The sequence below is a fragment of the Aeromonas sp. FDAARGOS 1418 genome (assembly GCF_019048585.1).
GTDB lineage: Bacteria > Pseudomonadota > Gammaproteobacteria > Enterobacterales > Aeromonadaceae > Aeromonas > Aeromonas caviae.
The window spans coordinates 4,245,172-4,259,464 of the sequence record NZ_CP077387.1 but is presented as its reverse complement, the minus strand read 5'-3'; the positions used below and the strand labels follow the sequence as shown (position 1 = coordinate 4,259,464).

Here is a 14,293-nt window from a genome sequence, read left to right as displayed (position 1 = left end):
TGTATGGGTGAATTTGAGCTGATTGAGAAGTACTTCAAGGTCCCCCACGCCCGCAAGGACGTGGTGATGGGCCCTGGAGATGACTGTGCCCTGCTGACCCTGCCCCCCGACGCCCAGTTGGCGGTGAGCACGGACACCCTGGTGAGCGGCGTGCACTTCTTCCCCGACATGGATCCGGTGGATCTGGGCTACAAGGCGCTGGCGGTCAATCTCTCCGATCTGGCCGCCATGGGTGCCGAGCCGCGCTGGGTCTCCTTGGCCCTGACCCTGCCCGCCATCAACGAGCGCTGGGTCGCCGGTTTCGCCGAAGGGTTCCTCGAGCTCGCCGAGTACTACAACGTGGCGCTGGTGGGGGGAGACATGACCCGCGGGCCCCTCTCCATCACCGTCTCGGTGAAAGGCTCGGTCCCGGCAGGTCGCGCCCTGCTGCGCAGCGGCGCCAAGGCCGGTGACGGGGTCTACGTGACCGGTACCCTGGGAGATGCCGCCCTGGCGCTCTCCCACCTGCTGGGCAAGCGCACCCTCAACGAGAACCAGTTGGCGGCCGTGCTGCCGCGCCTCGACCATCCCCATCCCCGCATCCTGGCCGGTCAGGCCCTGCGCGGGCTGGCAAGCAGCGCCCTGGATCTCTCCGACGGCCTGGCGTCCGATCTCGGCCACATCCTCAAGGCGTCCGGCGTGCGGGCCCAGATCGATCTCAATCTGCTGCCCCTCTCCCCCGTGTTGCAGGATGCGGTGCCGGCCATGGACGCCTGGCAGCTGGCCCTGGCCGGGGGCGACGACTACGAGCTCTGCTTCACCGTGCCCCAGGAGCATCACGGCGCCCTGGACACGGCGCTGGCCAATTGCGGCGTGAAGTTCACCCGCATCGGTCGCATCCTGGCCGGGGAGCCTGGCATCGACTACCTGCAGAACGAACAACCCGTCGAACTGCACCTCAAGGGCTGGGATCACTTCGCATGATATCTTTCAAGATAAAGCCCGAGCTGACGCGGCTGAACCTTAAAAACCCGCTCCACTTTCTGGCGGTGGGCTTTGGCTCCGGCCTCTCCCCCAAGGCGCCGGGCACCATGGGGACCCTGGCAGCCATCCCGCTCTATCTGGTGGTGAGCGGGCTGCCGACCTCCTGGTTCATCGCCCTGCTGGTGGTGGGTTTCGTGGCGGGCATCCGCATCTGCCAGAGCGCCACCGACGCCATCGGGATGCCGGATCATGGGGCCATCGTCTGGGACGAGGTGATCGGATTCGGGGTCACCATGATTGCGGCTCCGGCCGGCTGGGAGTGGGTGCTGGCGGGCTTCGTGCTGTTTCGCCTGTTCGACGTGCTCAAGCCCTGGCCCATCTCCTGGTTCGATCGCCGCATTCACGGCGGGCTTGGCATCATGCTGGACGATCTCATTGCCGGCCTGTTCGCCCTGGCCTGCATGCAACTGCTTGCCCACTGGTGAGGGGAGGCGGCATCTGAACGCCCTCTCGCTGTTTTTTCACTGCTCTCCTCTTGGAAAGAGGCCGGATATACCGCACACGCAGGCCCTGAGGGGCCTGCGTTTTTTTGTATGCAATCCCTCCCGGCTTGCCGTGCCGGCGGGCCTGTGGCCCAGGTTGATCCTTCTGCATTGTCCCTATTTAGCTCTGCCTATTTTTCCTTACTCCGGATATGCTGCCGTCAAAAAATCATTTCACATAAATATTCACTACTCATTCGAAGCTCGCCAGCATAATGCTGATAGTGAATAAGATGGTTTGTTGCTATTTTGTTGAAACATAATTGGTTGATGGTCTCGCATTGCCAGCGTAATCTCTGGTAATGTGACTTTTATCGACATTTTAACCCCAGGGTGTCGGCATTCTCTGGGCAAAGTATTGCGAAATTGTATAACTGGATCATTTACACCCGCGGGCAAACCGACTAACTTACTCGCGGGTTATTCCAAAAAAATGCAAAAAACCCGCCCGGATCGCTGGTTTGGCTGCCTCATGGATTGAGCGTTAATTACACAACAACGGCTCTCGAGCAGTACCAAGGCACAACCAGCATCTGCGGCTGATTTACGGACGAATTATTTGGGACGGATGTCCCCCGCAGAGGTAACCATGTCCTTGCTTGAAGTCAAAAACTTGCGGATCGAGTACCCCTCCCGCTACGGGGTGCTTGCCGCGGTCAAGGATCTCTCTTTTTCTGTTGAAAAGGGCGAGATCGTCGGCGTCGTCGGTGAGTCCGGCGCTGGCAAATCCACCATCGGCAACGCCGTCATCGATCTGTTGAGCCCGCCCGGTCGCATCGCCCGTGGCGATATCTACCTCAACGGCGAGCTCATCTCCGGCAAGAGCCAGAACGAGATGCGGGCCATTCGCGGCTCGCGCATCGGTTTCATCTTCCAGGATCCCATGACCTCCCTCAATCCGCTGTTCACCGTGGAGCAGCAGCTGGTGGAGACCATCCTCGCCAACACCGACCTGTCTCGCGAGGCGGCCTTTGCCAAGGCCCTCGAGCTGATGGGGGCGGTGGGGATCCCGAACCCGGACGTGCGCATCAAGCAGTATCCTCACCAGTTCTCCGGTGGCATGCGCCAGCGGGTGGTGATCGCCATCGCCCTCTCCGGGGATCCCGAGCTCATCATCGCCGATGAGCCGACCACGGCGCTGGACGTCTCTATCCAGGATCAGATCCTCCAGCTCATCCGCAACCTGTGCAAAGAGCGCCAGGTAGGCTGCATGCTGGTGACCCATGACATGGGTGTGGTCTCCAACGTCACCGACAAGGTGGCGGTGATGTACCGCGGCGATCTGGTGGAGTTCGGCACCACGGAACAGGTGCTGGGCCGCCCCAATCACCCCTATACCCGCAGCCTCATCTCGGCGGTTCCCCGCTCGGATGTGAAGCTGGTGCGCTTCCCCCTGGTCTCCTATATCGAGGATGCCGGTGCGGCGGATACCAGCATCGATCTCAAGACCCACTGGCTCGGCCAGAGTCAGGACGAGCGCACCTATGAAGGCGCGCTGCTGCGGGTGGAGAACGTGGATCTGAAGTTCGTCACCAAGGATTCCATCTTCCCGAGCCGCCGCCAGTACGTGCGCGCCTGCAACAACATCAGCTTCGAGATCTTCGAGGGTGAGACTTTCGGTCTGGTGGGGGAGTCGGGCTCCGGCAAATCCACCATCGCCCGTGCCATCACCGGGCTCTATCCGCCTGATACCGGCAAGATTGTCTTCGAGGGGATCGATCTCACCGCCCTGAAAGGGGAGCACGAGCGTCGCCCCCTGCGCCGCCAGATGCAGATGGTGTTCCAGAACCCGTACTCTTCGATGAACCCGCGCATGAAGGTGCGCGATATTATCGCCGAGCCGATCCGCTTCCACCGCCTCGCCGAGAGCGAGCGGCAGATAGAGCAGATCGTCGGGGACCTGCTGGATCACGTAGGCCTGGGCCGCGGCGCCGGGGTCAAGTATCCCCATGAGTTCTCCGGCGGTCAGCGCCAGCGCATCTCCATCGCCCGCGCTCTGGCGACCCGGCCGCGCTTCCTCATCTGCGACGAGCCCACCTCGGCGCTGGATGTGTCGGTGCAGGCCCAGATCCTCAACCTGCTCAAAGACTTGCAACAGGAGCTTGGGCTCACCATGCTGTTCATCAGTCACGATCTGCCGGTCATCCGCCAGATGTGCGACCGCATCGGTGTGATGCAGCACGGTCATCTGGTGGAAGTGGCCGAGACCGAGAAACTGTTCACCAATGCCGAGCATGAGTACAGCCGCAAGCTGATCTCCCTCATGCCGGAATTCAAGGGAATGTCCCGCGAGGGGCTGGAAATCGCAAGCTAGGAAAGCACCGGTTCGCCGGTTTGTCTGTCAATAAAAAGCCAAAAGCATGGAGAAAGACATGAAGAAAGGATTATCCAAGATCGCCATGGCGCTGTTCGCCGCTGGTCTCGCGTTCAACGTTTCTGCTGCCGACATCAAGGTCGCCGTCGCGTCCGACGCCACCTCGCTGGACCCGCAGGAGCAGCTCTCCGGTCAGACCCTGGAGATGTCTCACCTGGTGTTCGACCCCCTGATGCGTTACACCCAGGATCTGCAGTTCGAGCCGCGTCTGGCCGAGAAGTATGAGCGCATCGACGACAAGACCGTCCGTTTCCACCTGCGCAAGGGTGTGAAGTTCCACTCCGGCAACGACTTCACCGCCGATGACGTGGTATGGACCGTCAACCGTCTGAAGGCCTCCCCGGACTTCAAGGCGATCTTCGACCCCATCGCCGAAGCCAAGAAGGTGGATGATTTCACCGTGGATCTCGTCACCGCCAAGCCGTTCCCGCTGGTGCTGCAGACCGTCACCTACATCTTCCCGATGGACTCCAAGTTCTATAGCGGCAAGACCGAGGCGGGCAAGGACAAGGCCGAGATCGTGAAGAACGGTGACTCCTTCGCCTCCACCAATGTCTCCGGTACCGGTCCGTTCAGCGTCAAGTTCCGCGAGCAGGGCGTGAAGCTGGAATACGTGCGCAACGCCAACTACTGGGACAAGGCCTCCAAGGGCAACGTCGAAAACCTGACCGTGGTACCGATCAAGGAAGACGCCACCCGTGTTGCAGCCCTGCTGGGCGGCGACGTGGACATGATCTACCCGGTTGCCCCGAACGATCTGGAGCGCGTGAAGAACGGCAAGGATTCCCAGCTGGTCACCCTGTCCGGTACCCGTGCCATCATCATCGAGCTGAACCAGAACACCAACCCGGCGCTGAAAGACAAGCGCGTGCGTCAGGCGATCAACTACGCCATCAACCAGGTGGGCATCGTCGACAAGATCAACAAGGGCTTCGGTACCCCGGCCGGCCAGCTGAGCCCGAAAGGCTACGCAGGCTACAACGAGGCGCTCAAGCCCCAGTATGATCTGGCCAAGGCCAAGGAGCTGATGAAGGAAGCCGGTTACGAGAAGGGCTTCAAGATGAGCTTCATCTCCCCGGCTGCCCGCTACGTCAACGACGTCAAGATTGCCCAGGCCGTCTCCGCCATGCTGTCCAAGATCAACATCAAGGTGGATCTGAAGACCATGCCGGTGGCTCAGTACTGGCCGGAGTTTGACAAGTGCGCCGCTGACATGCAGCTGATCGGCTGGCACTCCGACACCGAAGACAGTGCGAACTTCTTCGAGTTCCTGACCTTCACCAAGGATGCCAAGACCGGCATGGGTCAGTACAACTGCGGCGGTTATGCCAACGCGGAAGCTGACAAGATGGTGATGGAAGCCAACACCGAGACCGATCCTGCCAAGCGTGCCGCCATCCTGCAGAAGGTGGAAGCCATGCTGATCGACGACGCCGCCTATGTGCCGCTGCACTGGGAAGACCTGGCCTATGGCGCCAAGAAGAACGTCGACATCAAGCCGGTGGTCAACGTGATGAACTTCCCTTATCTGGGTGACCTGGTGGTCAACAAGTAAGCGAAGCGTTTAAGGAAGGACCCGGCGGGGCACCCATGGTTGCCCCGCCATTAACAGAAGCCTGTGCCAAGACACAGGCCACGTAGAAGGACAAGCATGTTTACATTCCTGCTGAAACGGTTCTATCAGGCCGTGATAGTGATGTTCGTCATCAGCCTGGTCGCCTTCTCCATCCAGGACAACCTGGGGGATCCGCTGCGCGAGCTGGTGGGACAATCCGTCTCCGAGTCCGTGCGCCAGGAGCTGCGCGACAAGATGGGACTCAATGATCCCTTCCTCGTGAAATACAGCCGCTTCTTGAAGAACGCGGTACACGGGGATCTGGGCACTTCCTATTTCTTCAAGCGACCAGCCCTCGAGGTTATCCTCGACAAGCTGGTGGCTACCCTTGAGCTGGTGTTTGCCGCCGCGCTCATCATCGTCGTGGTCTCCATTCCGCTGGGGGTTTATTCGGCGATAAGACCGCGCAGCATCCTCACCAAGGTCATCATGGCGGTGAGCAGCATCGGCATCTCGATCCCGGTCTTCCTGACCGCCATCATGCTGATGTACCTCTTCTCCATCCAGCTGGGCTGGCTGCCGGCCTATGGCCGTGGCGAGACCTACAACCTGCTGGGCTGGGAGTCGGGCTTCTTCACCTGGGACGGTATCCTGCACCTGGTGCTGCCTGCGGTCTCCCTCTCCTCCATCATGCTGCCGCTGTTCATCCGGCTGGTGCGCTCGGAGATGCTGGAGCAGCTCTCCTCCGAGTACGTCAAGTTTGCCCGTGCCAAGGGGCTGGACAACAACAAGGTCTACTACCAGCACGCCCTGAAGAACACCATGTTGCCGGTCATCACGGTGGGCGGTGTGCAGATCGGGACCATGGTGGCCTACACCATCTTGACCGAGAGCGTGTTCCAGTGGCCGGGGACCGGCTTCCTCTTCCTTGAGGCGATCCACCGGGTCGATACGCCGCTGATCACCGCCTACGTCATCTTCGTGGGCCTGATCTTCGTGGTGACCAATACCCTGGTCGACCTGCTCTACGGGTTGATCAACCCGACCGTCAACCTGACCGCCAAGGGGTAACAGATGACTAATGCTGTAACTGCAAGCCCAAGCCGTTGGGCACGCTTCAAAAATTCCGACATCGTCTACTACTTCCTGCGGGACAAGGTAGCCATGTTCAGCTTTGCGGTGTTTGTGGTCTTCGTGCTGGCGGCCCTGCTGGCACCCTGGATCGCACCGCACAACGTCTATGACCAGACCAGCTTCGATCTGATGGATGCGGAGCTGCCCCCCTCCTGGCTGGAAGGGGGCGAGGCCCGCTTCTGGCTCGGGACCGACAACCAGGGACGCGACATCTGGAGCACCATCCTCTATGGCGCCCGCATCTCGCTGACCATTGGTCTGTTCGCGGTGGGGCTGCAGCTGGTGCTCGGTATCGTCATCGGTCTGATGGCCGGTTACTTTGGTGGTCGCATCGACAACCTGCTGATGCGCTTTGCCGATGTGCAGCTGTCGTTCTCCACCATGATGGTGGCGATCATCATCTCCGCCATCTTCCAGGCGACCTTTGGCTCCGAGTTCTACTCGAAGTTCGCCATCCTGATGCTGGTGGTGATCATCGGTATCGCCGAGTGGCCCCAGTATGCCCGGACGGTACGCGCCTCCGTGCTGGCGGAGAAGAAGAAGGAGTATGTGGAAGCAGCTCAGGTGATGGGGTTCCGCGCCCCGCGCATCATGTTCCGCCACATTCTGCCGAACTGCCTGTCACCCATCCTGGTCATCTCCACCGTGCAGGTGGCGAACGCCATCATGAGCGAGGCGGCCCTCTCCTTCCTGGGTCTGGGGATGCCGGTTGATCAACCGTCCCTGGGGTCGCTCATCAGCGTGGGCTTCAACTACATCTTCTCCGGGTCCTGGTGGATCACCGCCTTCCCGGGCCTCTGCCTGGTGGTGCTGGTGCTGGTGATCAACCTGCTGGGTGACTGGCTGCGGGATGTGTTCAACCCGAAGATCTACAAGGGCTGATAAACCTTTCCACGAACTGGCTGCGAGGCCGTGATCAAGGTTCATGTGCTGCTCGCTTATGTGGAACCAAGGAGTGCTCAGGTATGTCTCGGTTCCTGAGCGGCTTGTAACCTTGTTGACGGCCTTCTCGCGACAGGGCGTGAGCAGGGTTGGTCTGGCACAGTGAATAACAAAAAAAAGGCGCCATAAGGCGCCCTTTTTATTGCTTGCGATAACCCTTGTCAGGCCTGCAGCCAGCTCTCGATGCGGGTCTGAATGCCCACGCTGTCCAGCCCCAGCAGGGCGTAGATCTCATCCTGGGTGCCCTGTTCGATGAAGCGATCCGGCAGGCCGAGGTTGAGCACCGGTTTGCACTGCTTGCTGCCCATCAGCAGCTCGTTCACCGCAGAGCCTGCACCGCCCATGATGGCGTTGTCCTCGAGGGTGACGAACTGATCGTGGGAGGCGGCCAGGGAGAGCACCAGCGCCTCGTCCATGGGTTTGACGAAGCGCATGTCCACCAGGGTGGCATCGAGCGCCTCGGCGGCCGTTCTGGCCTGTTGCAGCAAGGTGCCGAACGCCAGGATGGCGGTCCCCTTGCCCTCGCGAACGACACGTCCCTTGCCGAGGGGCAGGGCCTGCATCTCGCTCTCGGCCTGGATACCGGTGCCGCTGCCACGGGGGTAGCGCACCGCCGCTGGCCCGTTGCACAGATAGCCGGTGTAGAGCATCTGGCGGCACTCGTTCTCGTCGGACGGGGTCATCACCACCATGTTGGGCACGGTGCGCAGGAAGCTGATGTCGAACGCCCCCTGATGGGTCGGGCCGTCGGCCCCCACCAGACCGGCCCGGTCGATGGCGAAGAGCACCGGCAGGTTCTGCAGCGCCACGTCGTGGATCAGCTGGTCATAGGCCCGCTGCAGGAAGCTCGAATAGATGGCGACCACGGGTTTCTGGTCGGCGATGGCGAGACCGGCGGCGAAGGTGACCGCATGTTGCTCGGCGATGGCCACGTCGAAGTAGCGATCCGGATATTGCTGGCTGAATTTCACCAGACCGGAGCCTTCGCGCATGGCGGGGGTGATGCCGACCACGCGCTCGTCCTTGGCGGCGATATCGCACAGCCACTGACCGAAGATGGCTGAGAAGGTGGGTTTGCCACCGGCGCTCTTGGGCAGGGCACAGTCATCCGGGTTGAATTTGGGGACGGCGTGATAGCCAATGGGATCTTTTTCCGCCGGCTCGTAGCCCTTGCCCTTCTTGGTCTTGACGTGCAGCAGCTGGGGACCCTTGAGGTTGCGCATGTTGCGCAGGGTTTCGACCAGGGCGTGAATGTCGTGACCGTCGATGGGGCCGATGTAGTTGAAGCCGAACTCCTCGAACAGGGTACCCGGTACCACCATGCCCTTGAGGTGCTCTTCGGCCCGCTTGGCGAGCTCCTTGACCGGCGGCAGCCCCGCCAGCACCTTCTTGCCACCCTCGCGAATCGTGGTGTAGAGCTTGCCGGACATCAGCCTGGCGAGGTGATTGTTCAGGGCCCCCACGTTCTCGGAGATGGACATCTCGTTGTCGTTGAGCACCACCAGCATGTCCTTGTGGACATCGCCGGCGTGATTGAGGGCCTCGAAGGCCATGCCGGCGGTGATGGCGCCATCACCGATGACCGCGACCACCTTGCGGCCAAGCCCTTCGCTCTCGGCCGCCACCGCCATGCCGAGCGCTGCCCCGATGGAGGTGCTGGAGTGGCCCACGCTGAGCACGTCGTACTCGCTCTCTTCCCGCCAGGGGAAGGGGTGCAGGCCATCTTTCTGGCGAATGGTGTGAATGCGCTCCCGTCGTCCGGTCAGGATCTTGTGGGGATAGGCCTGGTGGCCTACGTCCCACACCAGCCGATCGAAGGGGGTGTTGTAGACATAGTGCAGGGCGACCGTCAGCTCGACAGTGCCAAGGCCGGAGGCGAAGTGGCCGCTGGAGCGGCTCACCGAGCGCAGCAGATACTCGCGCAGCTCGTTGCACACCACGGGCAGCCGCTCGAAGGGGAGGGATCGCAAATCGACCGGCGTGTCCGCGAGGGCCAGGTTGGGGAAATCGCTAATATCAACGCTCATATTGTTACTGTTATCCAGCGTTTAGTGGGTTCGCTCGATGATGTAATCGGCAAACGCTTCCAGAATGTCGGTATTGTAGGGCAAGGATTGCAGGGCTGTTAAGGCCTTGTCATGCAGTTCGCGAGCCAGCTCACGGGCATTGTCGAGTCCGAGCAGGGCCGGATAGGTACTCTTTTCCAGCGCCAGATCCGAGCCTTGCGGCTTGCCCAGGGTGGCGGTATCGCCCGTGATGTCGAGGATGTCGTCCTGCACCTGGAAGGCGAGTCCGATGGCGGCGGCATAGGTTTGCAGGGCGGTGAGGGTGGCGGGTTCCACGTCAGCCTTGCACAGGGCGCCGAGGGTCACGGCGCACTCGATGAGGGCCCCGGTCTTGTGGCGGTGCACCTGCTCCAGCTCGGCGAGGCTGATCCGGCGTCCTTCGGCATCCAGATCCAGTGCCTGACCGCCACACATGCCGAGATAGCCGGACGCGCGGGCCAGGGCACTCAGCATCCGCACCCTGTTGGCCATCAATGTATCGGGCATGGGGTGGTCGGCCAGAATGGAAAACGCCAGGGTCTGCAGGGCATCGCCCGCCAAGATGGCAGTGCCTTCATCGAAGGCCTTGTGTACGGTGGGCTGGCCACGACGCAGGTCGTCGTCATCCATGGCGGGCAGGTCGTCGTGCAGGAGGGAGTATGCGTGAATGCACTCCACGGCGGCGGCAGGGCCATCCAGCAGTTCGCTCTTGACGCCCAGCATCTCGCCGACGGCATAGACCAGGAAGGGGCGCACCCGTTTTCCACCGAGCAGCAGGCCGTATTTCATCGCGTCCCGCAAACGTGGCGCCATGGCGGGCAGGGCGTCAAGCTGTGCCGAGAGGCAGTCGTCGATGCGGCGCCGATGCAGGCGGGAGAAATCGTCCAGGGTCACTCACTCCTCTCCTTGTTCTGCTCGAAAGGGGACCGCTTGCTCGCTGCCATCGGCCTGGGTCAGGAGGATCTGGATCTTCTGCTCAGCCTGCTCCAGCTTCTGCTGGCCGGCGCGCACCAGATGGATGCCCTGTTCGAATTGTTTGAGTGCCTCCTCGAGGGGGAGCGAGCCCTGTTCGAGTTGATGCACTATGGTTTCCAGCTCTTCCAGGGTGGCATCAAAACTCAGACGGTCGATTTTTTTACTGGCCATGTCCATCCTCGGGGATTGAAAAAAACGGCTCATCTTAACATCGACCGGCCACAGGGGGGAGGCAGAAAAACGCGGCGTCCTCAAACTATCCTGACCATGGCCGATAAGAACGGGCATGCAACCACGCATTGCCGATCGGCGATTGCGGTGTACCGGGCTTGCTGCCGGGGGCGCAATAGCAGAAAATTCAACGCAATATAATTAGACGGCACGTTCGGCGACAGGAGTAGGGATGTGGATTTAGGGAGTCTGATAGGCTTAGTGCTGGGGTTCGGGGTCGTGGTGTACGGCATGTTGCTGGGCGGCCCCATGAGCATGTATGTGGACATGCCATCGGTCTACATCACCATACTGGGGTCCGTGTTCATCTGCATGATGAAGTTCAACCTCGGTCAGTTTCTGATGGCCTTCAAGGTCGCGGGCAAGGCCTTCATGTACAAGGGGGACAAGCTCGACGATCTCATCACCAAGGCGGTGGAACTGGCGGATGCGGCCCGCAAGGGGGGCTTTCTGGCTCTGGAGGCGGCGGAGATCCCCAATACCTTCATGAAGAAGGGCATCGACATGCTGGTGGACGGCCATGATGCCGACGTGGTGCGTGCGGTGATGGAGAAGGACATAGAACTGACGTCCGAGCGTCACGCCACGGCCATCAAGGTGTTCCGCTCCCTGGGGGATCTCGGTCCGGCCATGGGCATGATCGGTACCCTGGTGGGGTTGGTGGCCATGCTGGCCAACATGAGCGACCCCAAATCCATCGGGCCGGCCATGGCGGTGGCCTTGCTGACGACCCTGTATGGCGCAATCGAGGCCAACATGATTGCCATCCCCATCGCGGACAAGCTGGAACTGCGCAGTGGCGAGGAACAGTTGAGTCGCACCCTGATCCTCGACGCCATCATGGGGATCCAGGATGGACAGAACCCGAGGGTGATCCAGGCCATGTTGCAGAACTACCTGAATCAGTCCAAACGCAACAACGGGACCGAATAGGAGCGCACAGATGGCAAAGTGCAAGTGCCCGCCTCCCGGATTGCCCGGTTACATGGGAACCTTCGCGGATCTCATGTCTCTGCTGATGTGCTTCTTCGTGCTCTTGCTCTCCTTTGCCGAGATGGATGTGCAGAAGTTCAAGCAGATCGCCGGTTCCATGGAGAAGGCGTTCGGGGTGCAGAACATCCTGGAGGTCAAGGATATCCCCAAGGGAACCTCGGTCATCGCCCAGGAGTTTCGTCCTGGTCGCCCCGAGCCGACGCCTATTGACACCATCATGCAGCAGACCATCGACATGACCCAGACCGAGCTGGATTTCCAGCCTGGGGATGCGGACAAGGCGGGTGGACATGACAAGACCGAAGGCCAGCAGAGCGGTGGCGATACCGCCCAGGAAGCCCAGAAGGCGCAGGAACAGTCCAACACTCTAGCCAAGGCTCTGGCGGAGCAGATGCAGGCCCAGATCCAGGATGGGGCCATCGAGATAGAGGCGCTGGGCCAGCAGATCATCATTCGCATTCGCGAGAAAGCGGCGTTCCCGGCGGGATCCGCCTTCCTGCAACCCCAGTTCTGGCCGGTGATCCGCAAGGTGGCTGCGCTGCTCAAGGATGTGCCGGGGGAGATCACCGTCTCCGGCCACACCGACAATGTGGCCACCGAGGACGAGTTGTTCCAGTCCAACTGGGAGCTTTCATCCCAGCGGGCGGTGGCGGTTGCCCACCAGATGATCAAGGTGCCCGGTTTTGACGGCAATCGTCTGGTGGTGCAAGGGATGGCGGATTCCCAGCCGCTGGTGCCCAACAACAGCCCGGAGAATCGGCGCATGAACCGACGTGTCGAGATCGCCATCATGCAGGGCAAACCGACGGTGTCGGCCCCGCTTGGCGTCTCGGAATCCAAGTAACGCTGGCCCAAAGCGGGATCCCGCTCGCAGGGGCTGACATGGATTTTGTGGCGGCTTCATATTAAGATGCCCCATCCGAACCGACAGCTGCGGCTCTCTTTTGATTGCCGCAGCTTCTCTTTATAAAGCAACCCAGGTTTCGACTATGAATCATACTCCGATGACTGTTCGCGGCGCTGAAAAGCTGCGTCAAGAGCTCGATTATCTCAAGACCGAGCTGCGTCCCCAGATTATCGAAGCGATTGCTGATGCCCGTGAACATGGCGATCTGAAAGAAAATGCCGAATACCATGCCGCCCGCGAGCAGCAGGGTTTCTGTGAAGGCCGCATTCAGGAAATCGAAGGCAAGCTCTCCAATGCCCAGATTATCGATGTCACCAAGATTGCCAACAATGGCCGCGTCATCTTCGGCGCAACCGTGACCCTGCTCAAAAGTGAAACGGAAGAGGAAGTGGTCTACCGCATCGTGGGAGACGACGAGGCGGACATCAAGCAGAACATGATCTCCGTGAACTCCCCCATTGCCCGCGCCCTGATCGGCAAGGAAGTGGATGACGTTGCCATCGTTAAGACGCCGGGTGGCGATGTGGAGTACGAGATCCTGGAAGTTGCCTATCTCTGATTGAACGTCGGGGAAAGAGACAGGGGAGCCGGGCTCCCCTGTTGTCTTTAGTCGCCCTGATAGGCCTGGACGAAGGCGTCCTGGTGGCGCTGGAAGAGCCAGTCCCGCAATTGTTCCTGATCCTCCTTGCCCAGTCGGAACTGGACGGCCCAGTCATGGTGATGTTGATTGGCATCCACGTGCCTGATGAGGGTGCCTGTCATGGCCAGGGGAGGGAGATCCTCGATGCGAAGGTATCCGCCAAGTGGATCTCCCTTGGCAAAGGCGTCCGGCAAGTCGGCCACGATGAGACCGCCAAGGGAGAGGCTGTATACCTCGTACTCCGCGTCTTCGGTGCAGAGCACGGCCTTTTCGTCGAGTCGCCAGGCGCGCAGATGGGGCGAACCCAGCTCGGTAATGGTCGGCGCGGCGATGCGCAGCTCGGTGTGGCCCTCCTCTGCCTGGGTGCAGTGGAGCGGGAAACGCAATTGGTAGCCGGCGATGCGGGCTTCGAGTGTCAGAGGCTTGGCTCGCTGCAACAGGCTTTGGAGAGGAAGGGGCAGGGTGCCGCGCAGGTATTGGCTGGTGGCAATGTCTTCATCGTTTCCCAGGTCCCGCAGCATGGCCAGTTCTTCATCGGTGAGGAGCTGATGCTTGTCCATAGTGGGTGTCCGCGACTATTCATCGCAGGTTAAGGGCCTGACCACTATTTTGGCAAGCGACTTGGGAAGAAGGGAAATGAAGGAAAGAGCGAATGCTCTTTCCTGTTACTTGCGCGGCAACTGGATCTTGGGCTCTTTGGCCTGACGGTAGATGGTCAGTACATGGCCCATGCTCTGTACCTTGATGGCGCCGGTCTCGCGAACGATGGCATCCATCACCAGCTGTTTCATCTCACGATCTTCAGACGCAACCTTAACCTTAATCAGCTCGTGGTGGTTCAGGGCCAGATCGATCTCGGCCAGCACCCCTTCGGTCAGACCGTGTTGTCCCAGCAGGACGACCGGCTTCAGACTGTGGGCCAAGCCCTTGAGATACTGTTTCTGTTTATTGTTGAGAATCATGGCAATTTCTTCATAAGTCAGGGTTGAAAG

14 protein-coding genes are annotated in these 14,293 nt (G+C 60.6%); 9 read left to right on the top strand and 5 right to left on the bottom strand.

Features of this window, described 5'->3' with window-relative positions:
- Positions 1-3 precede the first annotated feature (3 nt).
- The 6 genes from thiL to I6L48_RS19895 all read left to right on the top strand — a co-directional run bounded on the left by thiL (position 4) and on the right by I6L48_RS19895 (position 7,450).
- A complete protein-coding gene (thiL, locus tag I6L48_RS19920; RefSeq protein WP_113068872.1) occupies positions 4-963 on the top strand; it encodes a thiamine-phosphate kinase in 960 nt (319 codons plus the stop codon).
- Positions 960-1,448, top strand: a complete 489-nt coding sequence (locus tag I6L48_RS19915; RefSeq protein WP_113068871.1) for a phosphatidylglycerophosphatase A — start codon at positions 960-962, stop codon at positions 1,446-1,448. The genes thiL and I6L48_RS19915 overlap by 4 nt, the downstream gene beginning before the upstream one ends.
- A gap of 646 nt (positions 1,449-2,094) precedes the next feature.
- A complete protein-coding gene (locus I6L48_RS19910) occupies positions 2,095-3,819 on the top strand; it encodes an ABC transporter ATP-binding protein (protein WP_010675387.1) in 1,725 nt (574 codons plus the stop codon).
- A 58-nt stretch (positions 3,820-3,877) separates the two neighbouring features.
- On the top strand, positions 3,878-5,434 hold the full coding sequence (locus tag I6L48_RS19905; RefSeq protein ID WP_010675386.1) for an ABC transporter substrate-binding protein: 1,557 nt from the start codon (positions 3,878-3,880) through the stop codon (positions 5,432-5,434).
- A gap of 96 nt (positions 5,435-5,530) precedes the next feature.
- Positions 5,531-6,505, top strand: coding sequence for an ABC transporter permease (locus tag I6L48_RS19900; protein ID WP_039040297.1), 975 nt, complete (start codon positions 5,531-5,533; stop codon positions 6,503-6,505).
- Between the two features lie 3 nt (positions 6,506-6,508).
- Positions 6,509-7,450, top strand: a complete 942-nt coding sequence (locus I6L48_RS19895) for an ABC transporter permease (RefSeq protein ID WP_029314771.1) — start codon at positions 6,509-6,511, stop codon at positions 7,448-7,450.
- 221 nt (positions 7,451-7,671) lie between these two features.
- Here the strand turns inward: I6L48_RS19895 and dxs are convergent, their stop codons facing one another.
- Genes dxs through xseB form a run of 3 tightly spaced genes read right to left on the bottom strand, consistent with a single transcriptional unit; the run spans position 7,672 to position 10,701 of the window.
- On the bottom strand, positions 7,672-9,537 hold the full coding sequence (dxs, locus tag I6L48_RS19890) for a 1-deoxy-D-xylulose-5-phosphate synthase (protein WP_113068870.1): 1,866 nt from the start codon (positions 9,535-9,537) through the stop codon (positions 7,672-7,674).
- A gap of 21 nt (positions 9,538-9,558) precedes the next feature.
- Positions 9,559-10,449, bottom strand: coding sequence for a (2E,6E)-farnesyl diphosphate synthase (gene ispA, locus I6L48_RS19885; protein ID WP_041215676.1), 891 nt, complete (start codon positions 10,447-10,449; stop codon positions 9,559-9,561).
- Positions 10,450-10,701, bottom strand: a complete 252-nt coding sequence (xseB, locus tag I6L48_RS19880) for an exodeoxyribonuclease VII small subunit (protein ID WP_010675381.1) — start codon at positions 10,699-10,701, stop codon at positions 10,450-10,452.
- Between the two features lie 234 nt (positions 10,702-10,935).
- On the opposite strand from xseB, the gene pomA reads away from it, so the two are divergent.
- The 3 genes from pomA to greA all read left to right on the top strand — a co-directional run bounded on the left by pomA (position 10,936) and on the right by greA (position 13,220).
- On the top strand, positions 10,936-11,694 hold the full coding sequence (pomA, locus tag I6L48_RS19875) for a flagellar motor protein PomA (RefSeq protein ID WP_029314770.1): 759 nt from the start codon (positions 10,936-10,938) through the stop codon (positions 11,692-11,694).
- Between the two features lie 10 nt (positions 11,695-11,704).
- Positions 11,705-12,598: a flagellar motor protein MotB gene (locus I6L48_RS19870; protein WP_042878323.1), complete on the top strand. Its 894-nt coding sequence runs from the start codon at positions 11,705-11,707 to the stop codon at positions 12,596-12,598.
- 145 nt (positions 12,599-12,743) lie between these two features.
- Positions 12,744-13,220, top strand: a complete 477-nt coding sequence (greA, locus tag I6L48_RS19865) for a transcription elongation factor GreA (RefSeq protein ID WP_010675378.1) — start codon at positions 12,744-12,746, stop codon at positions 13,218-13,220.
- A gap of 47 nt (positions 13,221-13,267) precedes the next feature.
- On the opposite strand, the gene I6L48_RS19860 is transcribed toward greA, so the two are convergent.
- Together I6L48_RS19860 and yhbY are read right to left on the bottom strand one after the other, a co-directional pair.
- On the bottom strand, positions 13,268-13,861 hold the full coding sequence (locus tag I6L48_RS19860; RefSeq protein ID WP_113068869.1) for a PilZ domain-containing protein: 594 nt from the start codon (positions 13,859-13,861) through the stop codon (positions 13,268-13,270).
- A 105-nt stretch (positions 13,862-13,966) separates the two neighbouring features.
- Positions 13,967-14,263, bottom strand: coding sequence for a ribosome assembly RNA-binding protein YhbY (gene yhbY / locus I6L48_RS19855; RefSeq protein WP_010675376.1), 297 nt, complete (start codon positions 14,261-14,263; stop codon positions 13,967-13,969).
- Between the last annotated feature and the right edge of the window lie 30 nt (positions 14,264-14,293).

Bases quoted from the DNA above. Each gene is read 5' to 3' on its own strand.
- I6L48_RS19905 (WP_010675386.1), top strand. From the start codon at position 3,878: ATGAAGAAAGGATTATCCAAGATCGCCATGGCGCTGTTCGCCGCTGGT.
- I6L48_RS19870 (WP_042878323.1), top strand. From the start codon at position 11,705: ATGGCAAAGTGCAAGTGCCCGCCTCCCGGATTGCCCGGTTACATGGGA.
- thiL (WP_113068872.1), top strand. From the start codon at position 4: ATGGGTGAATTTGAGCTGATTGAGAAGTACTTCAAGGTCCCCCACGCC.
- I6L48_RS19895 (WP_029314771.1), top strand. From the start codon at position 6,509: ATGACTAATGCTGTAACTGCAAGCCCAAGCCGTTGGGCACGCTTCAAA.
- I6L48_RS19915 (WP_113068871.1), top strand. From the start codon at position 960: ATGATATCTTTCAAGATAAAGCCCGAGCTGACGCGGCTGAACCTTAAA.
- I6L48_RS19910 (WP_010675387.1), top strand. From the start codon at position 2,095: ATGTCCTTGCTTGAAGTCAAAAACTTGCGGATCGAGTACCCCTCCCGC.
- xseB (WP_010675381.1), bottom strand. From the start codon at position 10,701: ATGGCCAGTAAAAAAATCGACCGTCTGAGTTTTGATGCCACCCTGGAA.
- yhbY (WP_010675376.1), bottom strand. From the start codon at position 14,263: ATGATTCTCAACAATAAACAGAAACAGTATCTCAAGGGCTTGGCCCAC.
- dxs (WP_113068870.1), bottom strand. From the start codon at position 9,537: ATGAGCGTTGATATTAGCGATTTCCCCAACCTGGCCCTCGCGGACACG.
- greA (WP_010675378.1), top strand. From the start codon at position 12,744: ATGAATCATACTCCGATGACTGTTCGCGGCGCTGAAAAGCTGCGTCAA.
- I6L48_RS19900 (WP_039040297.1), top strand. From the start codon at position 5,531: ATGTTTACATTCCTGCTGAAACGGTTCTATCAGGCCGTGATAGTGATG.
- I6L48_RS19860 (WP_113068869.1), bottom strand. From the start codon at position 13,861: ATGGACAAGCATCAGCTCCTCACCGATGAAGAACTGGCCATGCTGCGG.